Annotated in this window: 23 protein-coding genes; 14 read left to right on the plus strand and 9 right to left on the minus strand. The window is 65.2% G+C overall.

Going from position 1 to position 25,496, the window contains the following annotated elements; all coding sequences use genetic code 11:
• Positions 1-31: 31 nt before the first annotated feature.
• A complete protein-coding gene (locus ACW2Q0_RS26660; RefSeq protein WP_457193660.1) occupies positions 32-697 on the minus strand; it encodes a TetR/AcrR family transcriptional regulator in 666 nt (221 codons plus the stop codon).
• 304 nt (positions 698-1,001) lie between these two features.
• Here ACW2Q0_RS26660 and ACW2Q0_RS26665 point away from each other — a divergent pair, with 304 nt between their 5' ends.
• The 3 genes from ACW2Q0_RS26665 to ACW2Q0_RS26675 all read left to right on the plus strand — a co-directional run bounded on the left by ACW2Q0_RS26665 (position 1,002) and on the right by ACW2Q0_RS26675 (position 4,619).
• The gene (locus tag ACW2Q0_RS26665) at positions 1,002-2,129 is read left to right on the plus strand and encodes a DUF3152 domain-containing protein (protein WP_457193661.1); all 1,128 of its coding nucleotides are present in this window, start codon (positions 1,002-1,004) and stop codon (positions 2,127-2,129) included.
• A gap of 200 nt (positions 2,130-2,329) precedes the next feature.
• Positions 2,330-3,514, plus strand: a complete 1,185-nt coding sequence (gene moeZ / locus ACW2Q0_RS26670; protein ID WP_457193662.1) for an adenylyltransferase/sulfurtransferase MoeZ — start codon at positions 2,330-2,332, stop codon at positions 3,512-3,514.
• A 253-nt stretch (positions 3,515-3,767) separates the two neighbouring features.
• Positions 3,768-4,619, plus strand: a complete 852-nt coding sequence (locus tag ACW2Q0_RS26675) for a TIGR02569 family protein (protein WP_457193663.1) — start codon at positions 3,768-3,770, stop codon at positions 4,617-4,619.
• Between the two features lie 3 nt (positions 4,620-4,622).
• Here the strand turns inward: ACW2Q0_RS26675 and ACW2Q0_RS26680 are convergent, their stop codons facing one another.
• The 3 genes from ACW2Q0_RS26680 to ACW2Q0_RS26690 all read right to left on the minus strand — a co-directional run bounded on the left by ACW2Q0_RS26680 (position 4,623) and on the right by ACW2Q0_RS26690 (position 7,198).
• Positions 4,623-4,772 (minus strand): hypothetical protein, encoded by a 150-nt coding sequence (locus tag ACW2Q0_RS26680; protein WP_457193664.1) that lies wholly within the window; start codon positions 4,770-4,772, stop codon positions 4,623-4,625.
• A gap of 81 nt (positions 4,773-4,853) precedes the next feature.
• A complete protein-coding gene (locus tag ACW2Q0_RS26685; RefSeq protein WP_457193665.1) occupies positions 4,854-6,338 on the minus strand; it encodes an MFS transporter in 1,485 nt (494 codons plus the stop codon).
• 188 nt (positions 6,339-6,526) lie between these two features.
• A complete protein-coding gene (locus tag ACW2Q0_RS26690) occupies positions 6,527-7,198 on the minus strand; it encodes a FadR/GntR family transcriptional regulator (protein ID WP_457193666.1) in 672 nt (223 codons plus the stop codon).
• 173 nt (positions 7,199-7,371) lie between these two features.
• Here ACW2Q0_RS26690 and ACW2Q0_RS26695 point away from each other — a divergent pair, with 173 nt between their 5' ends.
• From ACW2Q0_RS26695 to ACW2Q0_RS26730, 8 genes are all read left to right on the plus strand, one after another.
• Positions 7,372-8,523, plus strand: coding sequence for an MFS transporter (locus tag ACW2Q0_RS26695; RefSeq protein WP_457193709.1), 1,152 nt, complete (start codon positions 7,372-7,374; stop codon positions 8,521-8,523).
• A 278-nt stretch (positions 8,524-8,801) separates the two neighbouring features.
• A complete protein-coding gene (locus ACW2Q0_RS26700; protein ID WP_457193710.1) occupies positions 8,802-10,265 on the plus strand; it encodes a nitrate/nitrite transporter in 1,464 nt (487 codons plus the stop codon).
• 26 nt (positions 10,266-10,291) lie between these two features.
• A complete protein-coding gene (gene nirB, locus ACW2Q0_RS26705) occupies positions 10,292-12,841 on the plus strand; it encodes a nitrite reductase large subunit NirB (protein ID WP_457193667.1) in 2,550 nt (849 codons plus the stop codon).
• A gap of 64 nt (positions 12,842-12,905) precedes the next feature.
• Positions 12,906-13,310 carry a nitrite reductase small subunit NirD gene (gene nirD, locus ACW2Q0_RS26710; RefSeq protein ID WP_457193668.1) on the plus strand — a complete coding sequence of 135 codons (405 nt, stop codon included), beginning with the start codon at positions 12,906-12,908 and terminating at the stop codon, positions 13,308-13,310.
• Positions 13,311-13,312: 2 nt separating this feature from the next.
• Entirely contained in the window at positions 13,313-14,554 is a 1,242-nt protein-coding gene (locus ACW2Q0_RS26715) for a uroporphyrinogen-III synthase (protein ID WP_457193669.1), read from the plus strand.
• A complete protein-coding gene (locus tag ACW2Q0_RS26720; protein WP_457193670.1) occupies positions 14,551-15,375 on the plus strand; it encodes a sirohydrochlorin chelatase in 825 nt (274 codons plus the stop codon). Before ACW2Q0_RS26715 ends, ACW2Q0_RS26720 begins: the two co-directional genes overlap by 4 nt.
• A 476-nt stretch (positions 15,376-15,851) precedes the next feature.
• On the plus strand, positions 15,852-16,115 hold the full coding sequence (locus ACW2Q0_RS26725; RefSeq protein WP_457193671.1) for a type II toxin-antitoxin system Phd/YefM family antitoxin: 264 nt from the start codon (positions 15,852-15,854) through the stop codon (positions 16,113-16,115).
• Positions 16,106-16,513 carry a PIN domain-containing protein gene (locus tag ACW2Q0_RS26730; protein WP_457193672.1) on the plus strand — a complete coding sequence of 136 codons (408 nt, stop codon included), beginning with the start codon at positions 16,106-16,108 and terminating at the stop codon, positions 16,511-16,513. The genes ACW2Q0_RS26725 and ACW2Q0_RS26730 overlap by 10 nt, the downstream gene beginning before the upstream one ends.
• A 310-nt stretch (positions 16,514-16,823) precedes the next feature.
• Here ACW2Q0_RS26730 and ACW2Q0_RS26735 read toward each other — a convergent pair whose 3' ends face one another.
• Positions 16,824-18,011: a phosphotransferase gene (locus ACW2Q0_RS26735; protein ID WP_457193673.1), complete on the minus strand. Its 1,188-nt coding sequence runs from the start codon at positions 18,009-18,011 to the stop codon at positions 16,824-16,826.
• A gap of 206 nt (positions 18,012-18,217) precedes the next feature.
• On the opposite strand from ACW2Q0_RS26735, the gene ACW2Q0_RS26740 reads away from it, so the two are divergent.
• Together ACW2Q0_RS26740 and ACW2Q0_RS26745 are read left to right on the plus strand one after the other, a co-directional pair.
• Positions 18,218-19,462 (plus strand): cytochrome P450, encoded by a 1,245-nt coding sequence (locus ACW2Q0_RS26740; protein WP_457193674.1) that lies wholly within the window; start codon positions 18,218-18,220, stop codon positions 19,460-19,462.
• Between the two features lie 80 nt (positions 19,463-19,542).
• On the plus strand, positions 19,543-21,243 hold the full coding sequence (locus tag ACW2Q0_RS26745) for a metallophosphoesterase (RefSeq protein WP_457193675.1): 1,701 nt from the start codon (positions 19,543-19,545) through the stop codon (positions 21,241-21,243).
• Between the two features lie 3 nt (positions 21,244-21,246).
• Here ACW2Q0_RS26745 and ACW2Q0_RS26750 read toward each other — a convergent pair whose 3' ends face one another.
• Positions 21,247-21,585 carry a TfoX/Sxy family protein gene (locus ACW2Q0_RS26750; protein ID WP_457193676.1) on the minus strand — a complete coding sequence of 113 codons (339 nt, stop codon included), beginning with the start codon at positions 21,583-21,585 and terminating at the stop codon, positions 21,247-21,249.
• 196 nt (positions 21,586-21,781) lie between these two features.
• Here ACW2Q0_RS26750 and ACW2Q0_RS26755 point away from each other — a divergent pair, with 196 nt between their 5' ends.
• Positions 21,782-22,537: a helix-turn-helix transcriptional regulator gene (locus tag ACW2Q0_RS26755; RefSeq protein ID WP_457193677.1), complete on the plus strand. Its 756-nt coding sequence runs from the start codon at positions 21,782-21,784 to the stop codon at positions 22,535-22,537.
• Between the two features lie 2 nt (positions 22,538-22,539).
• Here the strand turns inward: ACW2Q0_RS26755 and mtnC are convergent, their stop codons facing one another.
• From mtnC to mtnA, 3 genes are all read right to left on the minus strand, one after another.
• A complete protein-coding gene (gene mtnC, locus ACW2Q0_RS26760) occupies positions 22,540-23,223 on the minus strand; it encodes an acireductone synthase (protein WP_457193678.1) in 684 nt (227 codons plus the stop codon).
• Positions 23,220-23,795, minus strand: coding sequence for a 1,2-dihydroxy-3-keto-5-methylthiopentene dioxygenase (locus ACW2Q0_RS26765; RefSeq protein ID WP_457193679.1), 576 nt, complete (start codon positions 23,793-23,795; stop codon positions 23,220-23,222). The genes mtnC and ACW2Q0_RS26765 overlap by 4 nt, the downstream gene beginning before the upstream one ends.
• A gap of 68 nt (positions 23,796-23,863) precedes the next feature.
• Complete coding sequence (gene mtnA / locus ACW2Q0_RS26770; RefSeq protein WP_457193680.1) at positions 23,864-25,495, minus strand: S-methyl-5-thioribose-1-phosphate isomerase; 1,632 nt, start codon at positions 25,493-25,495, stop codon at positions 23,864-23,866.
• Between the last annotated feature and the right edge of the window lies 1 nt (position 25,496).

Genomic DNA, 25,496 nt, shown 5'->3' on the forward strand with positions numbered 1-25,496 from the left:
GGTGAGTGCGGGGGCTCTGTCGTCTGCCCGGTCAGTTGATCGGATGCAGCGGCACATGCGACAGACCGCCCCAAGCCAGCGCGACGGTGGTGTCGACTGCCTCTTCCTTCGGAATCGGCCGATCCGCCTCCAGCCAGTACCGTGCGGTGAACTGGCTGGTGCCGACCAGTCCGACCGCGAGGATCCGGGCCCGATAGGGGTCCAGACCGGAATCGTGGGCGACCAGATCGAAGACCGCGTCCACACACGCCTCGGTGGCCTGTTCGACCCGGCGCTGCACCTGCGGCTCGCTGATCAGATCGGATTCGAAAACCAGTCGGAAGCCCTGCATTTCGTTGTCCACGAAATCGAAGTAGGCCTGGACCGCGGCGCGCACACGCTGCCGGTTGTCGGTAGTCGAGCGCAGCGCCTGGCGCACACTCGACACCAGCATGTCGACGTAGTTCTGCAGCACCGCCACGTAGAGCTCGAGTTTGCTGGTGAAGTGCTGATAGAGCACCGGCTTGCTCACTCCGGCGCACTGTGAGATCTCGTCCATGCCGGCGGCGTGGTAACCGCGCTGGACGAACACCTCACTGGCCGCCGCGAGTAGCTGTTGACGACGCTCGTCGCGCGGAAGCCGGGTACCGCGCTTGGTCGGCGCCATGGCGTCGGACGACGTTCTGCGCGACGGCGTCCGGTCCACGAGGTCAGTCATTTTCGGCTCTCCCAGTCGATGCCCCGGCAGATTGGGGTGTACACCGGGTATCCCATGAACGATACCCGGTTGCCCGACGTCTGCCGATCGGGGCCACAGATGCCGCCCAGTCGGTGAGATATATCGCATCGCCGGCGACTCCTGCAGGTCGCTCGAAAGGGCCGGCATCGGCCCGGTACGGGGTATCGCGCCTTGTGAGACGCTGGTTGACGTGACCGTCCGACCGGAAAGATCGTCCGGCGGCAGACGCAATGCGCACCGCCGGGCTGGCTCCGGCGCGTCCGGTTCCGTAGTCTCGGGCGCTGTGGAAAGGCCAGGCCCCGAGGTGCGTGCGGGCGCAGCCACCCGAAGCGGTGCTGCTGCCCCGGACGGCGCCGAGGGTGAGATCGAATGGAGATCCGGTTCGCCACCGCGGGTCGGCAACGGTGTCGAGATCTATCACCCGCTCGGCTTGGACGAGTCATCACCCGTCGATCGTTCCTATCAACCGCTGCGGGCCCGCTGGGATCCCACCGCCCCCGACGAGAGTCGTTCCCGCGCATCGAGACCCGAGCGTGATACCAAGAAGCTGAGCGCACTCGGTCGTTTCGTCCGCACCTATGGTTGGCGTGCTTACGCACTTCCCGTACTTTTCGCGGTGACTGTGCTGGTGATCGTGGACGCGGTGCGCGGGGGCACCGATCCGGCGAATATGCCGGGCGGGGCACCGGGATTCGGACGATTCAGCCCGCGCGCGGCATCTGCGGGAATCATCGGCGCACCGCCCGGCGACGGCCACTTCCCGACGAATCTGCCGACCGGCGCGCTGCCCGACGGCGGATCGTTCACCGAAACCGGCACGGGCACATGGCATGTGGTGCCGGGGGCCACCGGGCAGGTGGGCACCGGATCGCAGTTCCAGTTCAAGTACACCATCGAAATCGAGGACGGCGTAGACACTTCCGGCTTCGGTGGGGACGAGTCCGTGGCCAAACTGGTCGACAGCACCCTCGGCAACCCCAAGAGTTGGGCGCACGACACCAGATTCGCCTTCCGGCGCATAGATCAGGGTGAGCCGGACTTCCGCATTTCGCTCGCCTCCCGCGAATCCTCGCGTAAGGCATGCGGTTTCGATATTCCGATCGACTCCTCCTGCTTCAATGCCGATCTGCGCCGGGTGGTGCTTTCGGAGGTGCGTTGGGTGCGCGGCGCGCTGGCCTTCGAGGGCGATATCGGTTCCTATCGGCAGTACCAGGTCAACCACGAGGTCGGCCATGCCATCGGCTATCACCAGCATCAGCCGTGCGAGACCGACGGCGGGCTCGCGCCGGTGATGATGCAGCAGACCTTCGGCACCAAGAACAACGACATCGCGGCCCTCGATCCTGACGGTGTGGTTCCGATGGACGGTAAGCGCTGTCGTTTCAACCCCTGGCCCTATCCACGCGGCTGAATTATCGCACCGCGCCTGCGGCGCGAACTCCTCGCTCGTAATGCCACGCTCCGTGGTGGTCGGGTTGTGCGGGTCGGTTGTGGGGCTCGGTGGTTGATGCGAGACCATAGTCGGGAAGAACGGGCCGATTGTCGGTGTTGAGTAATTACGCGCTGAGCCACCACAGTGCGATCGGCCAATTGATTCGAGGAGCCCTGGACGTGTCATCACCGAAGTCCCTGCCGCCGCTGGTCGAACCGGCCGCGGAGCTGACCAAGGACGAGATCGCCCGCTACAGCCGTCATCTGATCATCCCGGACCTGGGTGTGGACGGACAGAAGCGGCTGAAGAACGCCAAGGTGCTGGTCATCGGCGCGGGCGGGCTCGGCTCGCCAGCGCTGCTGTATCTGGCGGCCGCCGGTGTCGGCACGCTCGGCGTTGTCGAATTCGACGAGGTCGACGCCTCCAATCTGCAGCGCCAGATCATCCACGGTGAATCCGATATCGGCCGTCCGAAGGCCGATAGTGCGCGCGATTCCATTCTCGAGATCAACTCCGGTATCGACGTGCGGCTGCACAAGATCCGCTTGGAGCCGGAGAACGCCGTCGAACTGTTCGCCGAATACGATCTGATCGTCGACGGCACTGATAACTTCGCCACCCGCTACCTGGTCAACGATGCCGCGGTGCTGGCGGGCAAGCCGTATGTCTGGGGCTCCATCTACCGCTTCGAGGGCCAGGTCTCGGTCTTCTGGGAGGACGCGCCGGACGGCCGCGGCATAAACTACCGCGACCTCTACCCGGAGGCCCCGCCGCCGGGCATGGTGCCCTCCTGCGCCGAGGGCGGTGTCCTCGGCGTGCTGTGCGCCTCCATCGGTTCGATCATGGTGACCGAGGCGATCAAGCTGATCGCCGGCATCGGTGAGCCGCTGCTCGGCCGTCTGATGGTCTACGACGCACTGGATATGAACTACCGGACCATCAAGCTGCGCCGCGATCCGGAGCGTCAGCCGATCACCGAACTGATCGACTACGAGGCGTTCTGCGGTGTGGTGTCCGAGGAGGGCCAGGCCGCGGCCGCGGGCTCGACGATTACCGCGCGCGAGCTCAAAGAGTTGCTCGACGCGGGCAAGGAAATCGAGCTCATCGACGTGCGCGAGCCGGTCGAATGGGACATCGTGCACATCGAGGGCGCCAAGCTTATCCCGAAGGATCGGTTCCTCTCCGGTGAGGCGCTCTCGGATCTGCCGCAGAACCGCCCGATCGTCTTACACTGCAAGACCGGTATCCGCTCGGCCGAGGTGCTCGCGGTCCTGAAGAGCGCCGGTTTCTCCGATGCATCGCATGTGCAGGGCGGCATCGTCGCCTGGGCGAATCAGGTCGACAAGTCACTGCCGGTCTACTAGATCGGGCACCCATGCCGAGAGGTTGCCTCGCGGCGTAACCACCTCGGAGTGAGTCTTACGAGCGATGTTCGCGGCCCGTTGCGGGTCCGCGTCGGCCGAGCCGTCGAAGCGTATGCGCCGCGGGCGCGAGCCTCGGCGGCTCGGACGCGCGACAGCAGAGGGGCCGCGAACGCGCAGCGCCGAAGGCGCTGCCAAAGGCAGAGCACACGGCGCGCCGCGGGCGTGCCAAATTCAACACAGGTACCGTACGGCCGTGACTTCTGTGGAACCTCCCGAGCACGTACGCGCCACGTTCGGTCTGCGCGAAGTGACCCCGGTTTCGCTGGGAGACTGGGACGGCGGCTGGCGGCTGGGCGATGTGGTGCTGAGCCCGGTCGCCGACCATGCCAGGGCGGCATGGTCGGCGAAGGTCCGCGAAACCCTGAAGGTGGACGGCCTGCGCCTGGCCCGCCCGGTGCGTGCCACCGACGGCCGCTATGTGGTATCCGGTTGGCGCGCCGATACCTATCTGGAGGGTGTGCCCGAGCCACGGTATGACGAGGTCGTCTCGGTATCGCTGCGACTGCATCAGGCCACGGCGCGACTCGAACGACCGCGGTTCCTGGTCCAGCCGCCGGTGGCGCCCTGGGTCGATGTCGACGTCTTCGTCGCCGCCGACCGCGCCGCCTGGGAGCCGGTACCGCTGCGCAGTCTGCGCGCCGGTGGTATCACCCCGGCCACCTCCCCCGACGGCGAACGCAGCATGGAACTGATCGGCCAACTGGCCACCTTGCGCAAACCGATCCAAACCCCCGCGCAACTGGTGCACGGAGATCTGTTCGGCACGGTACTTTTCGCCGGGGTCTTCACCCCGGGTCTGACCGACATCACCCCGTACTGGCGTCCAGCGTCATGGGCCGCCGGTGTCATCGTCGTCGACGCGCTCGCCTGGGGCGGTGCCGATGACGGCCTGCTCGACCGCTGGTCCGATTTGGCCGAGTGGCCGCAAATGCTGTTGCGCGCGGTTATGTTTCGGCTTGCTGTGCATGCGCTGCACCCCCGCTCGACCCCCGAAGCGTTTCCCGGATTGGCGCGAACCGCGGATATGGTTCGTCTGATGCTCTGAGTTCTATCCTGACCGCGATCGCCCGGTTACCGGATCCGGCACTGTGCGCCGCGCGGTCGGGATGGGCTGGCCGTCGGTGGCCCACAGCGAGACGGTGTCGATGAGCAGTACGGCGGCGATCCAGCCGAGCAGCCGGAACGGCCGAAAGCCCACTGGGATTCGACGCTTGGACGGCCGAATGCCGCGCCGGGGACCTGGTTCCGGCGCGGCATTCAGGTCTATCGGGTGAGGTGGTTACACGTTGGCGTAGGCGAGTGAGGGGACGCGGGCCACGGCGAACGACGAGCGCAGGTAGCAGAACCAGGTGACCGCGGCCATGACCAGGAAGGCGCCGGCGTAGGCCCAGAAGGCCGGGTTCATGCTGTGGAAGTTGATGTTGGATAGGCGAAGCGCCTGCTGGAGCAGATAACCGCCGGAAGCGCCGATCGCGCCGATGACACCGATCGCGGCACCGGCCTGACGCTTGGCCGAGGCCACGGCATCGACGAGGTCGAGTCCGTGCTCGGCGGCGTACTTCTTGGCCTCGGCATTGAAGATGGATGGGATCATCCGGTAGGTCGAACCGTTGCCGACGCCGGACAGCACGAAAAGCAGCAGGAATGCGATCAGGTAGAGCGGGAAACTCTTCGCCTGCAACCCGGCCATGATCAGCACACACGCGATCGCCATACCGCCGAACACATAGATGGTGATCTTGGCGCCGCCGACCTTATCGGAGATCCAGCCGCCGAACGGCCGGCTGAACGAGCCGACCAGCGCGCCGAGGAAGGCGAGGTTACCGAGGGTGGTGATCCAGCCGATATTGGCCAGATCCGGGAAGTTGGCCTTGATCAGCGTCGGGAAGGCGAAGGAGAAGCCGATGAAGGAACCGAAGGTGCCGATGTAGAGGAACGACATCACCCAGGTGTGCTTATTGGTGAGCGCCAGTTTGTAGGACTTGCCGTCGGCCTTGGCGGTGCCGATGCTGTCCATGTACCGCAGCGCGCCGAACATGGCGATCAGGATGAACGGCACCCAGACCAGTACCGACAGCGTGATTCCGAAGCGGTAGCCCGCCGCGTCGTCGGCCATGATGTGTGTGCCGAGGGTGATCAGCAGCGGCAGCACCAGCTGGGTCTGCGCGACGCCGAGATTGCCGCCCGCGGCGTTGATACCAAGGGCCGCACCCTTTTTCCCTTCCGGGTAGAAGAACGAGATATTGGCCATCGAGGACGAGAAGTTACCGCCGCCGAAGCCGGCCAGCGCGGCCAGGATCATGAACACCCACATGGGGGTGCCCGGGTGGTTGACGAAGTAGGCCAGGCCAAGCGTCGGGATCAGCAGCATGGCCGCGCTGAATGTCGTGAACGCGCGCCCGCCGAACTTCGGAATGGCGAAGGTGTACGGAATGCGCAGTGCCGCGCCGACCAAGGTCGGGGTCGAGGTCAGCAGCAGGGCATTGCTCACCGCGGTCGGGTTGCCCTTGCCGAGTCCGGCCAGGAAGTCGAAGCCCGCCGGGCCCATACTGGTCACCACGGTGCCCCAGATGACCCAGATGCTGAAGCCGAGATTCTCGGCGAAGACGGAGAAGATCAGGTTCTTGCGGGCGGTGAGTTTGCCGCCCGATTCCCAGAATTCGGTGTTGTCCGGTTCCCAGTGCTCCAGCCAGCGTCCCCGTTTCTGGTGCGTGAATGCTGGGGTGTCCGACTGCTGGCCGGTGGCAGCTACTGCGGCAGTCATCGGCTTCCTCTCGATCTGGCTCGGTGGGTTCGCCGAGCTACGGTCGAGACAAAGGTAGGAGCCGGTTGTTGCGTGTGAATGGCCCAGAATGACATCCCAGGCAAATTCGACTCACATGACAGCTGTTCGGTCGGTGACGTATCGGTTACCTGGTCGGGCGAAAGAGTTTCGGTCGTTCGACCAGAAGTCTACCGGTCCGGATAGTCGGCGATCAGCGAGGTGAGAAAGCACCGAGCCGCTTGGGCCGCTCGTTCGGGATCGCCATCGATGACGGCCTGCACCAATTCATTGTGCTCGTCGTCGTAGGCGTCATCGGATTTCGCGGATCGTGCGCGGATCACCTGTTCGATAATCGGCAGCAGCGAATCGTAGAACTCCAGATATACGGCGTTGTGGCTGGCCACGACGATCGCGCGGTGCAGTTCCACATCGGCTTCGATGGCCACGACATTCTGTTCGTCCCAGTGCTGCTGGTTGCGTTCCTTCAGCAGCCGCCGCAGATTCGCGATATCGGTCTCGTCGCGACGGCGCGCGGCCAATGCCGCGGCATTGGTATCCATGGCCATGCGCAGCTCTAGTACATCGCGTTCCTCGGCATCGGCGAAGTACTTCGCGAGGGTGCCGCCGACCTCCGAGGCCGCGATGACATAGGTGCCCGAGCCTTGGCGACGCTCCAGCATCCCGGCGTGCACGAGCGCTTGCACCGCCTCGCGTACCGTATTTCTCCCGGTTCCGGTGAGCTCGGTGAGCTCTGGTTCGGTGGGGATTCGGGAGCCGATAGGCCAACAGCCGGAACGTATTTCGGCGCGCAGCTGCTCGGTTACCTGGGCAATGAGGCTGGTCCGCCGGACGGGTTGCACGGCATCAGAGTACCGCCCATCACAAATCCTTGTTTCCCATCGTCGGGTCATCCTATGATTCCGCGGTGGCTGCAGCTCTCCCGGAAAGTACCACTCGCCCGGAATGCGTCGGCGGCGAGCGACGCAAACGTGCACTGACGGAAGGCCGACTGCTCGTCCTCGCCGCCATCGTGATGTCCGCACTCACCCTCCGGGTCGCCGTCACCGCATTCTCACCGTTGGCCGAGCGCATCGGCGCCGATATCGGGTACTCGACAGCGGTTGTCGGTGTCTTCGGCATGATCCCGACGCTGATGTTCGCGGTTTCGGGCCTGCTCACTCCGCTTTTCGTGCGCTGGATCGGGCTGGAGCGCACCGCCCTGATCGCGATGCTGATGGCCGGACTCGGCATGCTGATCCGGGCGGTGGTCGGCGGCACAGCCGAACTGCTGATCTTCTCCGCGCTGGCCCTCGGCGGTATGGGCATCGGCAATGTGGTGATTCCGCCGCTGGTCAAGCGATATTTCCCGGACCGGCTCGCGGTGGTCAGCTCGCTGTACATCACCATGGTCCAGCTCGGCACCGTGGTGCCCGCGCTGATCGCGGTGCCGGTTGCCGAGGCGCACGGCTGGCGGATCTCCTTGGGACTGTGGGCAATTCTCGGCTTCGCGGCCGCCGTGCCGTGGCTCGGTGTGCTGCGCGATCGTCGCGGCCGCGATCGGGTCGACAGCACCGCGCTGCCACCGCGGACTCCAGAGCCCAAGGGCAAGGTGTGGCGTTCGCCGCTGGGCTGGGGCATGGCGGCCATGTTCGGTATGACCGCGCTGACCACCTACGCCATGTTCACCTGGCTGCCCAAGATCTTTTCCGAGGCGGGTGCGAGTGCCGCGTTCGGCGGGGCCATGGTCGGTGTGGTCGCGCTGGTCGGTCTGGTGCCGGCGCTCACCGCACCGACGGTGGTCGCGCGGTTCGGCAATCCGTTCCCCTTCGTAGTGGGTTGTGCCGTCTGCTTTTTCGTCGCATTCGCCGGACTACTCATCGCGCCGATGAGTGTTCCGTTGCTGTGGGTCGTGCTGTTGGGCCTTGGCCTGAGCACCTTCCCGATGACGCTGACGCTGATCAATATGCGCACCCGGACCCCGCAGGGCTCGGCCGCACTGTCGGGCTTCACCCAGGGCGTCGGATATGCGGTGGCCTGCGTCGGTCCGGTGCTATTCGGCATGTTGCACGACGCGACCGACGGCTGGGCCGCGCCGTTCGTGATGCTCGTCGTCGCGGTGCTGGTGCTGCTCACCGGCGCATGGCAGGCCTGCAAGCCGCGCATGCTCGAAGAAACCTGGAAATAAATAGCTCGCCTTCCCAACAGTTCGAGTTGCGAGGCTGGGCGGAGGTGGTCATGCTGTGCGCGGCGGGAGGGCGTGCGTCACACCTCACCGGTCGGCAATTCGAAGATCGGCTGTTCGTGACGCGCGGAAAACCAGTGTGTCACATGTCCGAAACATTGCATTGAAACTCACCCGGGGATCCCGGTAATCGTGAGCAACCGTTGATTTGACGGTCATTTGGGGCAGCATTTCGGCAATACCCGTTTCCTACCGTGGGGCTAACCGATTTTGGGAGGCCCCTGTTGAGCACGCTGACGCGTAATCACAACATCGAGCATTGGGATGCCGAGGATGTCACGGCCTGGGAGGCCGGCGGCAAAGACGTCGCCAAGCGCAATCTGATCTGGTCGGTCTTCGCGGAGCATGTCGGATTCTCGGTGTGGTCCATATGGTCGGTCATGGTGCTGTTCATGCCCACCGATAAGTTCGGCATCGATCCGGCGGGCAAGTTCTTCCTGGTCGCCATGCCGACACTGGTCGGTGCGATTATGCGCATTCCGTACACCGTGGCCACCGCGCGCTTCGGCGGTCGCAACTGGACCGTCTTCAGTGCGACGCTGCTGCTCATTCCGACGCTGCTCACGCTGTACTTCATCAATCAGCCGGGCACCTCGTACACGACCTTCCTGGTCGTGGCCGCATTCGCCGGATTCGGTGGCGGCAACTTCGCCTCCTCGATGACCAATATCAATGCCTTCTACCCGCAGCGGCTGAAGGGTTGGGCGCTCGGACTGAACGCGGGCGGCGGAAATATCGGCGTGCCCGTCATCCAGGTGGTCGGGCTGCTGGTCATCGCCGCCCTCGGCAATGGCTACGCCTCGCTGATCTGCGCGATCTACCTCGTGCTCGTCGCGCTGGCCGGTCTCGGCGCCGCGCTGTTCATGGACAACCTGAAGAACCAGAAGGCCGATCTCTCCTACATGATCACGGCGCTCGAGGTACCGCAGTCCTGGGCGATCGCCTTCCTCTACATCGGTACCTTCGGTTCGTTCATCGGCTACAGCTTCGCCTTCGGTCAGGTGCTGCAGCTCAGCTTCAATGCCGGTGGTGAGACCATCACGCAAGCCACACTGCATGCCGCGCAGATCGCCTTCATCGGCCCGCTGCTCGGTTCGCTGGCCCGGCCGTACGGCGGCAAGTTGGCCGATCGGATCGGCGGCGGCCGGGTCACCTTCTACACCTTCGCCGTGATGACCGCGGCTGCCGTGCTGGTCGGCGTGGCGAGTACCGCGGGTGACCGCAGCGGCGGTGTGCCGAGCGGTGCCGCGATGGCGGCGCTGGTGGCTGGGTTCATCGCGCTGTTCGTGGTGTCCGGTATCGGTAACGGTGCGGTCACCAAGATCATCCCGTCGGTCTTCGACGCCAAATCCAAAAGCCTGAACGCGAGTCCGGCCGCCCAGGCCGCCTGGTCGCAGAACACCTCCGGTGCGCTCATCGGTTTCGTCGGCGCGATCGGTGCGCTCGGCGGTGTCGCGATCAACCTCGTCCTGCGCTCCTCCTACACCTCGACCAAATCGGCGACCACCGCGTTCTGGATCTTCATGGCCTTCTACGTGGCCTGCGCTGTGGTGACCTATCTGGTGTTCCTGCGCCGCCCGCGCGGCGGTACCGACGCCGGGGTCGTCGCGGAGGCCGAGGCGCTCGTTCTCGAAGCCGAGGCAGGCAACCCGTCCCAGTCCACCAGCACGTCGGTCCGAGCCTGACGCCGAATCAGCAACGGAGGACAGTCATGAACTCGACAGTCGACCCCACCCAGCGCAAGATCGTCGTGGTCGTCGGCCACGGCATGGTCGGGCACCGGTTCGTTGAGGCACTGCGGTCCAGGGACGAGGCAGGTCAGTGGCAGGTCGTCATCCTCAGCGAGGAGCAGTTGCCCGCTTACGACCGCGTCGGACTCTCGTCGTACGTCGGCAACTGGGATGCCGCCGCGCTGGCGCTGCCCGGTAACGAATACGCCGGTGACGCGCTGGTCGAGCTGCGCCTCGGCCAGTCCGCGCAGTCCATCGATCGCGAGGCGCGCAAGGTCACCACGTCGGCGGGCGACATCATCGCCTATGACGCGCTGGTGTTGGCGACCGGTTCGTACCCGTTCGTGCCACCGGTGCCGGGTCACGATCTGCCGGAATGCTTCGTCTACCGCACCATTGATGATCTGGACGGCATCCGCGCGGCGGCCGCCGCGGCCGGACCCGGTGCGGCCGGTGTGGTTGTCGGTGGTGGTCTGCTCGGTCTGGAGGCGGCCAACGCCCTGCGCATGCTCGGCATGACGCCGCATGTCGTGGAGTTCAACCCCCGCCTGATGCCCGCCCAGGTCGACGAGGGTGGTGGCGCCATCCTGGAGAAGCTGGTCGTCGATCTCGGGCTGCAGGTGCACACCGGTGTCGGCACCTCGTCGATCGAGACCGTCGCGGACGCGGTAACGGCTGAGCGCCTGAAGGTTACGCTCTCCGACGACACGGTGATCGATGCCGCACTGGTGGTCTTCTCCGCCGGTGTCCGCCCGCGCGACCAGATCGCCCGCGACAGCGGCATCGAGGTCGGCCCGCGCGGCGGCATCGTGACCGACCTCGGCCTGCAGACCTGCGATCCGAATATCTACGCGATCGGCGAATGCGCCGCGGTGCAAGGTGTCTGCTACGGCCTGGTCGCCCCCGGCTACTCCACCGCCGAGATCGTCGCGGACCGATTGCTCGGTGGCGCAGGCGAATTCCCGGGCGCGGATATGTCGACCAAGCTGAAGTTGCTCGGCGTCGATGTCGCCAGCTTCGGTGACGCGCACGGCACCACCGAGGGCGCTCTATCGGTCGTATTGCACGACGCCGCGAAGGGCACCTACGCGAAACTCGTCGTCTCCGATGACGCGCAGATCCTGCTCGGCGGCATCCTGGTCGGTGACGCGACCGCGTACTCGGCGTTGCGTCCGCTGGTCGGACGTCCGCTGCCCGCCGAACCGGCCGCGCTGATCTCACCGGCCGGTGCCGAACTCGGTGCCGACTCGCTGCCCGACGACGCCCAGATCTGCTCCTGCAACAACGTTTCCAAGGGTGCGATCTGCGGTGCCATCGCGGACGGCGCCTGCGATATCGCGAGTGTCAAGAAGTGCACGTCCGCCGGAACCTCGTGCGGTGGTTGCGTTCCCATGCTCAAGAAGCTGCTCGAGCAGTCCGGCGTCGAGATGTCCAAGGCGCTGTGCGAGCACTTCTCACAATCGCGGGCCGAGCTGTTCCAGATCGTCCAGGTCACCGGCATCCGCACCTTCTCCGCCCTGATCGCCAAGCACGGCACGGGTACCGGATGCGATATCTGCAAGCCGACGGTCGCCTCCATTCTGGCCTCCACCTCGAGCGATCACATTCTCGACGGTGAACAGGCCGCGTTGCAGGACACCAACGATCACTTCCTGGCGAATTTGCAGAAGAACGGCACCTACTCGGTGGTGCCGCGGATGCCCGGCGGTGAGGTCACCCCGGATCAGCTGATCACCATCGGTCAGATCGCCAAGGAATTCGACCTCTACGTCAAGGTCACCGGCGGTCAGCGCATCGACCTGTTCGGCGCCCGCGTCGAACAGCTGCCGCGGATCTGGCAGCGCCTGGTCGATGTCGGTATGGAATCCGGGCACGCCTACGGCAAGTCACTGCGCACCGTGAAGAGCTGCGTCGGCTCCACCTGGTGCCGCTACGGTCAGCAGGATTCCGTCGGTATGGCCGTATTGCTGGAGAAGCGCTACCGCGGCCTGCGTTCGCCGCACAAGCTGAAGCTGGCGGTCTCCGGTTGCGCCCGCGAATGTGCCGAGGCGCGCGGCAAGGACGTCGGTGTGATCGCCACCGAACACGGCTGGAACCTGTATGTCGGCGGCAATGGTGGTCTGGCCCCGAAGCATGCGGTGCTGCTCGCCGGTGATCTCGACGACGAGACGCTGATCAAGTACATCGACCGGTACCTGATGTTCTATATCCGCACCGCCGACCGGCTGCAGCGCACCGCGCCGTGGCAGGAAGCGCTGGAGGGTGGCATCGAGTACCTCGAGCAGGTTGTGTGCGAAGACAGCCTCGGCATCGCCGCGGATCTGGAGGCGGCCATGGCCCAGCATGTCGCCGGTTACCGCGATGAATGGGCCGCGGTGCTCGAGGACGAGGAGAAACTGTCGCGTTTCGTGTCCTTTGTCAATGCCCCGGACGAGGCCGATCCGACCATTTCATTCGATGAGACCGGGGAACGGAAGGTACCGGTGCTGCTCGGTATGCCGGAAATCCCGGTTGCCACACGCGGGCAATAGCCGCTTAACACCGAAGAAACAGGACGCCGGTACCAATGGGTAAGGCGTTTGGAGGATGACACCGATGACCGTGATGGACACCCCTGGCATTGCCACCGCTACCAGCACGGGTTGGACGCAGGCGTGCCGACTCGACTACCTGATTCCGGGCCGCGGCGTCGCGGTGTTGCTGAAGGGTGGCCGTCAGGCCGCTCTGTTCCTGCTGACCGACGGCACCCTCGCCGCCGTCGGTAATATCGACCCGATCGGCCGCGCGGCAGTGATGTCGCGCGGTATCGTCGGTGACCGTGGCGGTATTCCGGTCGTGGCCTCGCCGCTGCTGAAGCAGGCGTTCTCGCTGCTGGACGGGCACTGCCTGGACGACGATTCGGCGACGTTGCCGGTATACGCGGTGTGCGTCGAGGACGGCATCGTTTCGGTTTCCAATGAGCCGGTCGATGCCGGGCTCGTCACCACGGACGGCGGATAGGCATGACGACAATCGATACGGGTGCCTGTCTGGCCGGTTTCACGGTGGGTGTCACGGCCGCGCGGCGGGCCGAGGAGTTCGCCACGCTGCTCACCCGACGGGGCGCCGGTATCATTGCCGCTCCCGCCATCCGGATCATCCCGCTTGCCGATGACAACGAACTGGAGCGGGTGACCCGCGAGATCGTTGTCGATCCGCCGCAGATCGTGGTGGCCACCACCGGCATCGGCTTCCGCGGCTGGATGGAAGCGGCCGAGGGCTGGGGCATTGCCGAGGATCTGCGGCTGACGCTGTCGGCGGCCAGGGTGCTGGCGCGTGGGCCGAAGGCCAAGGGCGCCATCCGTGCCGCCGAACTGCGCGAGGAATGGTCGCCCGCCTCCGAATCTTCGGCCGAGGTGCTCGACCACCTGCTCGCCGAGGGTGTGGAGGGCGTGCGGATCGCGGTTCAATTGCACGGCGCGACAACCGAATGGGAGCCGGTACCGGACTTCTGTGAGGTATTGCGTTGCGCTGGTGCGGATGTCGTTCCGGTGCCGGTGTACCGCTGGGTGCCGCCGGATGATCAGGCTCCCATGGACAATCTGATCGAGGCGATCATCACCGCCAGCCTGGACTGCGTGACCTTCACCAGTGCGCCCGCCGTAGCGTCGATGTTGATGCGGGCCAAGGAAACCGGGCTGTTGGAGGGGGTGCTGCACGCGCTGCGTGGACGGGTGCTGCCCGCCTGCGTCGGACCGATCACCGCGGCTCCGCTGGAGGAACTGGGAGTGGCGACCTCGATGCCGGGACGGGCGCGCCTCGGTGCGCTGGCCCGGCACGTCGCCGAGGAATTGCCCCGGCGCGCCAACCGGATTCAGGCCGCCGGCCACACCATCAGCGTACGTGGGGCGTGCGTGGTGGTCGATGGTTCGGTGCGTCAGCTCGCACCCGCGCCGATGGCCTTGATGCGCTCGCTGGCGCGCCAGCCCGGCCGGGTGGTGTCCCGGGAGGACCTGCTCGCGGCGCTGCCCGGCGGCGGTGACGACACCCATGCCGTGGAGACCGCGATCGCGCGGCTGCGCGCCGGACTCGGCACCCCGAAAGCCATTCAGACCGTGGTCAAACGGGGCTACCGGCTGGCACTGGACGCCGCCGATTGCGCCGATGACTTTCCACGCACCGTTGCCAATGGCCGTGCGCCGGGAGCGGGCATCGCCACCCCGGCCCGCGCACCGAGGTACGCACCGGCTGCGGGGAGCTGGTGACGGCACCGGCCCTGGTCCTGGTCGCACACGGCACCAGGAGTACCAGGGGTGTGCAGATGATCGCCGCGCTCGCCGAGGCGGTGGCGGATGAGTTCGGCGCCGCGATTTCGGGGCGCGATGCCGAAGCGGGTCTGGTTTGTGAACATCGCGCCGTCGTTCGTGGGCCGGAGACCTCCGAGCAGCCCTGGGTGCGTACCGCCTTCGTGGATGTGCTCGGTCCGTCACCGTCCGAGGTATTGCGCGATCTGACCGACGCCGAGGGGGAATCGGTTCCCGCCGTGGTGGTTCCGGCGTTTCTCGCATCCGGATACCATGTCTATCAGGATGTGCCCCGCGAGGTGGCCGAGAGCGGTCATCCCCAGGTAGCGGTCACACCCGCCATGGGACCGGATCCCGCCTTGGCCCGCATCATGGCCATGCGGTTGCGCGCCGCTGGCTGGCGACCGGGTGACGCGGTTGTCTTCGCGGCGGCTGGATCATCGGATGCCCGTGCGCGCCGAGATGTTCGACGTGCGGCGGGGATGCTGGCCGAACTTCTCGGTATCCCGGTTCGCATCGGCTACGTCGCCACCGGAGCTCCGCGTGTGCCGGAAGTCGTTGCCGAACTTCGCGAGGCGGGTGCGAAGCGCGTCTTCATCGCCTCGTATCTGCTGGCCCATGGCCTGTTCCAGCAGCGCCTGCACGAGGCGGGTGCCGATGGTGTCGCTGAGCCGATCGGTGTGCACCCGGCGGTCGTCCGTCTGATCGCCGACCGCTACCGTGCCGCGGCCCGAGAGCTGATGCGGGCCAACGCCTTTCCTGCGGAGGTCCGCGGGGCGTAGCGCCCTTTCTGCGGAGGTCAGAGGCGTAGCGGAGGCCCGCGCCCGTAACGACCGGGATTGCGGTGCGCTCCTTTTATTGATCCGGATTTACGTCGAACAGGATGGTTCCAGGCTGTGCCTGCGGAAGCGGCGTACGCGACGGAAGCCGATGCGCGGTGAACGACTCGCGCGGGAATTGCACCCGCAATATGCGCGCCGAATTGCTGACCGGACACGGCCATAGCGACCGCCGACGCCACCCACGCGCGGCATGTAATGGCTGGATACTCCCATCTCGCGGGGGCGATCAATCAGGCTCGCACCCTCGACTACGCCGGCGCGTTGGATCACGTGACAGCGGCCCGCGACTACGCCCGCCGCACTGGGGAGACAGACCTGTACATGACGGCGTTCGGGTGCCGCGAGAGTTGGCTCGTGCACGCGATTGGCGACCGATAACCCGTAGCACGGTGTAGCAGAAATGCTACATTGAATTCATGTCTCAGCATGAGCGGGTTTCGGTGCGTGAACTGCGCAATCATGTCAGTGAGGTGCTGCGGCGAGTCGAGGCGGGTGAGACCCTCGAAGTCACCGTGAACGAGCGTCCGGTTGCTCTATTGGTGCCTCGCCGCGAGCGGCCAACCACTATGGCCACGCGGGCATTCTTCGCTTATCTGCCGCTCGCCGATCCCGGCCTGCGCGATCAGCTTGCGGATGAGTTGACCGAGACCACGGACGACACGGTGGGTCCGTGGCGGTGAGCGAGCGCATGAGCATGGGCCTGCTCGACACGTCAGTATTCATTGCGCAAGAAAGTGGCCGACGCATCGACCTCGACCTGCTTCCAGAGGAATCGGCCGTCAGTGTGGTCACTTTCGCAGAATTGCGGTGGGGTGTGCTGATGTCTGTCGATGATGAGTCCCGTTCTCGCAGGCTGGATACGTTGATGGCAACGCAACGCTTGCAACCGATTCCGATCGATGAGCGGGTGGCAGCGGCCTGGGCGCTGCTGCGACAGCGGCTGAAGGCGGCCGGGACGAAGATGGAGATCAACGATTCGTGGATTGCTGCGACTGCGATGGCGCACGGATGGTCAGTAGTCACTCAGGACACCGGGTTTCCTTCGGTCGTGCCGGAGCTGACTGTCATTCAGGTATAGCCGGGCCGCCCTCGGATTTGCTCAGGCGCATCGGCTTGGGGTGCGAGTGAAGGAGGCGCGGGAGACACTCGGGGGCAGGCCTACGTGGCGGATCATGTGTCGGCGCAGGGAATCCGCGGAACCGATACCGCTGTGGCGGGCGACTTGGTCCACCGGGAGGATTGTACGACCCGTGCGAGGTGCGGACAGTAACCGGAGCACGCTCACGCTGCGGCTGTGACAACGCCTTGACGTGCGATAGACGCGACTCGATACGAGGCGAATCGAATGGTGACCCAGTTCGAACAATCACCATTCGACTCGTTGTCGGCTAATCGCCGACGGCTTGTAGCGCGTCGAGATCCATGATCGCCGTGGACGTACGGTGCACGATGGCACGGCATACGTCGGCCGGTTGGAATTCAGGCATGATGGCGCTGCGACCGATGGTGATCATCCACGCGAAATAGGGGTAGAGGCTTTGCTGCCGGTAGGCAAGCCACGCATCCTCCAACGGCAAGGCGGGACCGCCCGCCGCATGCAGCCGGTCCACATAGAATTCGATGAGTTCACGCTCCCAGGCCCGCCGGTCCGCGACCTCGAGCCCGGAGGTGATCGCATAGGTGACGTCGAAAGCCCAACTGCCGCGCAGTACCAGCTGCCAGTCGGTGAAACCCATGCGACCCGTGTCGGTCACATACGCGTTGCCGATATGCGCATCCCCGTGCAGCAGTGTCTGTGGGCCGCGTCCAGCGATCAGCAAGGACTTTTCACACGCCGCGTAGAGCTTGTCCTGCACGGGGGGCAGCGTGTCCGGCACGATCTCGGGCGCGCGCTCGAGCCCCACCCTCGCCCGCTTGCGCATTCCGAGGAGCCGGTCGAAATTGCGGAAGTGCCGACTCGGTGTTTTCAACCAGTCCAGCGTTTTCAGCTCCGGAGAATCCCAGTAATGACCGTGCCAGATAGCCATATTCGCCAACAGATCCTGCATCTGTTCCCGGGTTATGGGCTCCATCGGCGTGCAGAACCGCGCGTTCTTGGTAACGCTGATGTCCTCGAGCAGGGTGAGTGAACGGCCCGTGCGCATATCGGCGGCGCCGAAATACCCATGGGGGGCCTCGATCTCGAGTTTCGGCCGCAAGTGCTGAAAGAAACCGGGCTCTCCGGGCAGCGCGTCGGCCAGATACTGCGTCAAACGCTGGGTGAACGTCAGGGTGGTCTTGGCGAACAGGTGCTCGGGCAACTTCGCATGCCTACCCGCCTCGTTATAGCTGAGCTTAGCGCGCCATCGGCTTGTCGTCCCCGGGCTGGCGTCGACGATCTCGAACGACTCCACCTCTGCCCCAGGATGTCCGGCGGCCAGCACAGCCGTCAACCAACGCGCGTCGACCTCGCTCTTCTTCATCGGAATCTCGAAGTCCTTGTGCGGCAAGAACTTCTCCGACAGCACATTGCGACCGAGTTTCACTATCCCTGGCAGCACACCGTGTGCCGCACTGTCCTTGGCTGTTTCGCCCATACCATCGCCTTCCTCGGCTCGCCGCACGGCCGGCTCGGTCGCCGACAACGACGCGGCTCCGTGCCCCCTCTACCGTCCCACCCATGGCGGGCAGCGAGCCGATTGTGTCATTGATCGCATCATCGAATTATGCTGGGGCGGAATACTCGTCAACTTCTAGACGGCAGCACCCGCAGTCCACGCACCGATGATCCGGAGTTCGATTCATGAGTACATCGCAGCCTTGGTCCACTACTCCGACCTGCCCGGTGGCCCATGGTTCCCCGACCGAATCCCCCGACCGGACAGTGCCGTTGTACTCACCGGAATTCGCCGCGGATCCACACCGCGTATACCGCGAAATGCGCAGTCGTTACGGCTCTCTGGCACCGGTTGAGCTGGCGCCCGGAGTGCCCGCCACGCTGGTGCTCGGATACAGCACGGCAGTGCGGATCCTCAATGATCCGGAGCGGTTCCCCGCCGATCCGCGCACCTGGCAGCAGAACGTTCCCGCCGAATGCCCCGTGCTCCCGATCATGGCTTGGCGTCCAACCGCGAGCCGCAACGACGGCGCGGACTTCCAACGCTACCGGCATGCCATCAGCGCGAGCATCGACCAAGTCGATCTGTACGCCCTCCACGCAGTTGTGGAAGAGATCGCCGTCCCGCTCATCGACGCCTTCTGTCGAACCGGTACAGCCGACCTGATTCGCCAGTACGCATTTCCGCTGACGTTCGAGGTGCTCAATGTCCTGCTCGGATGCCCGCCGGAAATCGGGCAGCGGGTCGCCACCGGAATGGCCGCGCTGGTCGAGGGCGTCGACGCCGAAGACGGCAACACGATGATCAGTGCGGCAATACTGGAGTTGGTGACCCTCAAACGGAGTCGACCCGGTAGCGACATCACCTCACTTCTGCTGCGTCAGCCCGCCGAACTGAATGAGGAGGAGATGGTTCACCAAGTGGCCAGCCACTACGGCGCGGGCATCGAATTCCAGCAGAACCTGATCGTCAACACTCTGCTGCTGATCCTCGCCGATGAGCGTTTGGGTGACAGTTTTCTCGGCGGCAGTATGTCCACCCGCGACGCCCTGGACGAGGTGCTGTTCAACGACCCGCCGCTGGCGAACTTCCTGACCACTTATCCTCGTCAGCCGATCCTGCTCGACGACGTCTGGCTGCCGGCGCATCAGCCGATCGTGATCAGCATGGCCGCCTGCAATAACGATCCCGCGATCCGAGTCGAGGATCGCATCGGAAACCGGTCACATCTGGCGTGGGGAATCGGCCCACACGCCTGCCCCGCACAGTCGCTGGCCTACCTGGTCGCCCAAGACGCGATCGATCAGCTTCTCGACGCCCTACCCGAGATGCGATTGGCCTTCTCCGATGACAAACCGACCTGGCGTCCCGGCCCATTCCACCGGGCCTTGGAAGCTCTTCCCGTCACGTTCACCCCACTCATTCGCTGAGCGCCGAGTTCATGAACTGTTCGTGTATGGGAAGCGGTTTCGGGTTGCGTGAGATGCCGGGGCCGTAGAGCATCGGTGCCGTGCCGACGAATCCGTTGAACCCCGCTGGCGATCTGCCGGATACCGGAATTCCCGCCGCCCAGGCCGCGCAGATGACCATGGCCGAGCAGCACGAGTGGCATCGGGATTATATGCGTCGGCACGCGGTCTCCCGGCGCAATGTGTTGCGCGGTGCCGCTGCGGCCGCCGCCGTCGCCACGGTAGGAACCTCACCGTTCGGCAAGCGCGCCTATGCAGAAGATGCGCAGCTCGCGGTCGGCGGTCGGCATGTCGGATACGGCCCGGATGCGACGAGCCAGCTGCGGTTCGCTGGTCAGCTATCCCGGCAACCGGCCGGTATCAAGGTCTTCCTGGACCACGGTCCGACGCCCGCGCTCGGCGGCACCATCGAGGCCGAGGTGCGCAATCTGCTGACCCAGGTCCCCTCCGCAGACGGCGGTGTCCTCGCGGCCGAACAGTTCTATGTGCACGCCCCGGTCGACGGCCTACCCGGACGCGTGCCGCATTTCTATCGCTGGCGCACCTCCGACGGATTCATCGGCGATGTTCGCGCCGCCGCGCCCGCGATGCCGAGTGCGCGCAGTGCGATTCTGCCGTTCCGGTTCACCATGATGGGCGATCAGGGCACCGACGACACTCCAGCGCTGCCACAGGGCACCGTGCCCGGCGATTACGACGACAAGTACTACAAGTCCGATAACGATCCGACCGCACCGCATGCGAGCAACGTGCTGCGCCAAATCGCCGCCGCCAAACCGGATTTTCACATTCTCGCCGGTGATATCGCCTATGCCGACCCGTCCGGCGGGGGCAAGCCGAACGAATTCGTCGCCAACGGCGCGAAGCTCGACTCCGGTTTCGACAAGTACAACCCCTACGTGTGGGATGTCTACTTCGGGGCCATCGAACGCAGTGCCGCCGAGACACCGTGGATGTTCGCCACCGGCAACCACGATATGGAAGCGACCTACGGCCAGCAGGGCTACGGCGGACATCTGGCGCGGCTGGACTTTCCGGGCAACGGTCCCGCGGGCTGCCCGTCGGCGTATTCGTTCACCTACGGCAATGTCGCGGTGCTCTCGCTCGACGCCAATGACGTCAGCTATGAGATCAAGGCCAATACCGGGTATTCCGGTGGGGCGCAGACGAGTTGGGTGGAACGCACCCTCGCCGCCTACCGCGCGGACCCGAATATCGATTTTCTGGTGTGCTTCTTCCACCACTGCGCGTACTCGACCACCGACGCCCATGCCAGCGACGGCGGCGTGCGCGATGCGTGGGCCGGACTGTTCGACCGGTATCAGGTGGATCTGGTGCTGCAAGGCCACAATCACGTCTACGAGCGCACGGACCCGATCCGCGCCGGCGCCGCGACCAGAATCGCCGCGGACAATTCGATCGTCTACCCGGACACCGACGGTACCGTCTACTACACCGTCGGCGGCGGTGGCCGACCGCGCTACGACTTCCAACCCGGATCGCAGGAAACCTTCCGGGGCCACGAATTACCGGACACCACGGTGCCGAACAGTTATGTGTGGACCGCATCCGGCGGCAAACAGGACGAGGCGGCTCCGTGGTCGCGGGTGCGGTTCCGCAACTACTCGTTCCTGCGCGTCGATGTTCGCCCCGGCATCTTCGCCAGCGAAATGGATGTGGTCGCGGTGGACGAATATGGTCGGGAATTCGACAAACTCACCTTCCGCCGCCTGGTCCACTGACCGCTATTTCTCCTTCGGCGGCAACGTGCGGGCGTAGCTGATACCGCGTTCGACCCATTCGTCGAGCGCGGCATCGTCGGCGACAGCCGGGGCGTCGACCCGCAGCCAGTTGTTCATTTCGCGACCACCCATCACCATCGCGCCGATGTGCTCGCGGGCAAGCAGGGTGGTGGCCTCGTCCGGGTCGACACGGACGAGCAGACCACCCTTCCCACTCGCCGCGACCGCCATATTGCCGTTGATCAGAAAGGCGAGACCGCCGAACATCTTCTTCTCGCTCACATCGGGCGTCGGGTCGATCAGCTCCCGTATCCGATCGGCGAGCACCTTGTCATATGCCATACCGCATTGTCGACCAGGGCACCGACAGGTTCGTGGCGAAACGTGGCCCACCGGGCGAAAATTGGGGCAAACATTTCGTTTAATATTGCATCGGCTCGCCTCTGTGCAGGACTACCAATTTGTTGATGCGTCTACGGTTTCATGGGAGTGTATTGCTGTGCCACGCAGGTCGACCGATGGCGGTGACGAGGCTCGCGTGCGTCCGCCTACGTTCGGGGGCGAGTTGCGCAGACTGCGCGACGATCGACGTATTTCCCGGGAAAAGCTGGCATTCGCCGCCGGTGTGAGCACCAGTTATATCACCCACCTGGAGGGCGGCGATCGTGAACATCCCACCAGGCCGGTGGTGAATGCGCTGTTCGGATATCTGGATCGGATCGCCGCGCTCACCGACGCTGAACGCAGACTGTTTTTCGATCTGGCCGGATTGGGTGTGGACAGATTTCCCTCCGTGCCCGAACTACGCAATGAAATCAGCGCGGATATGCGTGACGGACTACGCCTGCACGAGCCGAATGCGGCTGGCTATGTCGATACCCGGTGGAATGTCTTGTCCTGTAACGAATCCTACGCCGCCGCATTTCCCGGTCTGGTCGACGATGTGAATGTGCTGCGCTGGTTCTTCGGCAACGAACTGTCCAAACAGGTCATGGTCGAATGGGAGCGCGAGGCGGCGCTCACTGTCGACTGGCTGCGCGGTTTGATCGGTCAGTCCGGCGATACCGCCTGGTCCACCGAATTCCTCGACGAACTCGGTGCGTATACGGACTTCCGCAGAATGTGGGCTGCGGGCGGCACCACCTACGGCCGGAACCAGCCGATGCATCTGCGCGACCTCGACACCGGGGAGTGCTATCGATTCGATGTCCAACTGTTCCGGCTCGATTCGGGTAAGCATCCGGGGACGATCCAATTCTTCCTCGGCATCCCGAGCCGCTGTGCTGGTCACTGACCTCAGGGCAGCGTCAGTTCCGCGAACGAGGAAATCCAATGATGCGGGGGGCGTGGGGGATTAGGTTCACCGGGACGGTGGACACCGGTCACCGACCAGCCCGCGGTGACCGCGGCATCGAGTTCGTCGGGATGGTCGGAAAGGAACAGTATGCGATCGGCGGGGGTGCCGATGGTGCTCGCGATCTTCTCATAGGAGGCTGGTTCGCGCTTCGGGCCCGCGCTGGACAGGTCGAAGTAGCCGCTGATGAGTGCGGCCAGATCGCCGCCGCGCGCGAAGGTGAACCAATCCTGTTGGTTGCGTACCGATCCCGAGGAGTAGACATACAGCGTCAGACCGGCGGCGCGCCAGGCGGCGAGGGCGGGCGCGACGTCCGGGAAGAACTCCCCGTGCAGTGCGCCATTGCGGAAACCCTCCGCGCAGATGATGCCCTGCGCGGCCTTGAGTGGTTCGGCCTTCACATCGGAGCCGAGCCAGTCGCACAGTATTGCGGCGATCTCGTCGGTGTCGGCATCGGGGCGGGCGGCGAGTTGCCGGGTGCCCGCGATAATGGGAGCAGCCGCATCCGTGCGGTTTTCGGCCAGCCACTCGGGCAGGCGGGCACGGGTGTAGCCGTAGAGGTCCTCGCGCACCGTACTGGTCGCACTGGTGGTGCCCTCGATATCGACGACGACGGTGGCGATCATAGTGCCGTCAGCAGCTGATCGAGGGTCGGGAAACCCGAGCTGATGGGGTCACCGGTGAAATCGCCGACCCAGCCGTCGGCCTCCTCGAAGAAGCGGATGGCGATGAAGTCGGGGCGGGTGCCCATATCGAACCAGTGCAGTGTGCCTGCGGGCACCGAAAGCAGGTCCCCGCCTTCGCATACCGTCGCCACGACCTCGTCGCCGAGATGCAGATAGAAGCAGCCGCGTCCAGCTGCGAAGAACCGCACCTCGTCCTCGGCGTGCCGATGTTCGTGGAGGAACTTCTCACGCGCGCCCGTGGCGATCTGCGGCCACTGCGGATTCGCGTCGTCGGGGTGGATGCGGGCGATATCGATGTGCTTGAAGCGGCCGGAGGCATTCAGTTCGGCGACGCGGTCGTCATATTCGGCGAGCAGCTCATCCGACGCGGTCTCGGTGGCATCGTCCAGCACCGGCCAGCGGTCGAAAGTAATACCGCGGGCGGCCAATTCGGCGCTGATCACCGCATCGTCGGTGGTGCGCAGCAGTACCTTGTCGGCATCGTCGGCGGCCATCACTTGCAACAGTGTCATGATGTCAGTCCAATCTCGAGGATCTCGTTCGGATTGCGTGCTGATCGTTTCGAGCGACCTGCACGCGATCAACTAGCGCTGAAAGCCTGCTGACGGCCGGTGCGGGCTACCAGCTCACACAGAGCCTCGAGGCATTCGGCGCGGTCGCGTGCCTGGGCAAGATTGTCTCCCCACGTCGTGATCCCATGTCCAGCGATCGCCAACGCCGGTGCGGCGGTGGGGTTTTCGAGTAGGTAGGCCTCGATATCGGCGCCGATACGCGCGACATCCGGCCAATTCGGGAAGACGGGCAGGTCCAGGACGGTCGGATAGGTACCATCCGGTTGCTTGGCCACCAGCCCCTTGATGAGTTCGTAGTCCGCGATCCGCAGGGTGGACCGTGCGTCGGGGGAGCCGGCGCGGGTCGCGGCGGTCGTCGCGTAGGGCGGATGGATATGGACAACAGCGGCGGCACCGGTGGTTCGGTACACCGCCGTGTGAATGGTGGTCTCCGCCGAAGGCTTGCGCTGCTGATTCGGTGTCGGCTCGGAGTCGGCGATGCGGACGCTCACCATATCCGCGCCGGTCAATTCGCCCTTCGACAAACCGCTCCCGGTGATCACGGCGGTATCGTCGGTGCGCACCGAGATGTTGCCCGCTGTACCTGGCATCCAGCCCTGTCCATACAACTCGCGGGCGATATCGGCGATGGTCGCAGCTTCGGTATTCGCGCCGTAAACGACACCCAGTTCGGTGACGACGGCTGTCACCAACTCCGCGGGCGTCACATCGAAAGCCGGGTTGAACACCTCGGTGTCGACGGGAGCCGTTGTGACACCGCCGAATCCTGTCACCTCGGCCGCGGCGCGCTGTTCGACGACGATATCGGCACCGGTCGCCATCTTTGGATCCCGGGTCGACTCCGGTGCCACGACGATGAACGGAATGCCATGGTGGTGGGCCGCGATCGCGAGCCCATAGGTGCCGATCTTGTTCGCGACATCGCCATTGGCGCTCACCCGGTCCGCGCCGACCAGCACACAGTCGACCTGGCCGGTCGCTATCGCCCAGGCAGCGGCCGAATCGACGGTGAGCCGATGCGGTATGCCCGCCTCGGCCAGCTCCCAGGCCGTCAGCCGGGCACCCTGGAGCAGCGGTCGGGTCTCGTCGACCAGGACGTTCTCGATCGCGCCGCGTTCCGACAGCACCCGCATCGCCCCTATCGCGGTGCCGAAGGCACTGGTCGCCAGCCGCCCGGTATTGCAGTGTGTGAGCACACGCAGGGGCCGGTCGGGGCACAGCCGCTGCACGAGATCGGCGGCATGGGTCGCGGCGGCCCGGTTGACGCGGCCGTCTTCGGCCAGCATGGCAAGGGTTTCGGCGAGTACCGCCTCCGCACCGAGCGGCACCTTGGTCAGCACCCGCCGCACTGCCCAGGCCAGATTGACCGCCGTGGGCCGGGCGTCCGCGATCCGTGCGGCATCCGCCTCAGCCCGCGCCACATCGACGACACCGTCGGTGGTATGCGCAGCGGTGGCGATGACCACGCCGAAGGCACCGGCGATGCCGATCGCGGGCGCACCTCGGATGGCCAGCGTCTTGATGGCGTCGATCACCTGCTCGACCGTGGTGAGCCGCAGCTCGCGCACCGTATGCGGCAGTTCGCGCTGGTCGATGGTGACCAGCGCACCGTCGTCCCAGATCAGCGAACTGTCGTCCATC

Source organism: Nocardia citri, assembly GCF_054065835.1.

Excerpts from the sequence above, each read along its gene's own strand:
- ACW2Q0_RS26660 (WP_457193660.1), bottom strand. The coding sequence starts at position 697 with ATGACTGACCTCGTGGACCGGACGCCGTCGCGCAGAACGTCGTCCGAC.
- ACW2Q0_RS26685 (WP_457193665.1), bottom strand. The coding sequence starts at position 6,338 with ATGACTGCCGCAGTAGCTGCCACCGGCCAGCAGTCGGACACCCCAGCA.
- ACW2Q0_RS26695 (WP_457193709.1), top strand. The coding sequence starts at position 7,372 with ATGTCCGCACTCACCCTCCGGGTCGCCGTCACCGCATTCTCACCGTTG.
- nirB (WP_457193667.1), top strand. The coding sequence starts at position 10,292 with ATGAACTCGACAGTCGACCCCACCCAGCGCAAGATCGTCGTGGTCGTC.
- nirD (WP_457193668.1), top strand. The coding sequence starts at position 12,906 with ATGACCGTGATGGACACCCCTGGCATTGCCACCGCTACCAGCACGGGT.
- ACW2Q0_RS26715 (WP_457193669.1), top strand. The coding sequence starts at position 13,313 with ATGACGACAATCGATACGGGTGCCTGTCTGGCCGGTTTCACGGTGGGT.
- ACW2Q0_RS26725 (WP_457193671.1), top strand. The coding sequence starts at position 15,852 with ATGTCTCAGCATGAGCGGGTTTCGGTGCGTGAACTGCGCAATCATGTC.
- ACW2Q0_RS26735 (WP_457193673.1), bottom strand. The coding sequence starts at position 18,011 with ATGGGCGAAACAGCCAAGGACAGTGCGGCACACGGTGTGCTGCCAGGG.
- ACW2Q0_RS26740 (WP_457193674.1), top strand. The coding sequence starts at position 18,218 with ATGAGTACATCGCAGCCTTGGTCCACTACTCCGACCTGCCCGGTGGCC.
- ACW2Q0_RS26750 (WP_457193676.1), bottom strand. The coding sequence starts at position 21,585 with ATGGCATATGACAAGGTGCTCGCCGATCGGATACGGGAGCTGATCGAC.
- mtnC (WP_457193678.1), bottom strand. The coding sequence starts at position 23,223 with ATGATCGCCACCGTCGTCGTCGATATCGAGGGCACCACCAGTGCGACC.
- ACW2Q0_RS26765 (WP_457193679.1), bottom strand. The coding sequence starts at position 23,795 with ATGACACTGTTGCAAGTGATGGCCGCCGACGATGCCGACAAGGTACTG.
- mtnA (WP_457193680.1), bottom strand. The coding sequence starts at position 25,495 with ATGGACGACAGTTCGCTGATCTGGGACGACGGTGCGCTGGTCACCATC.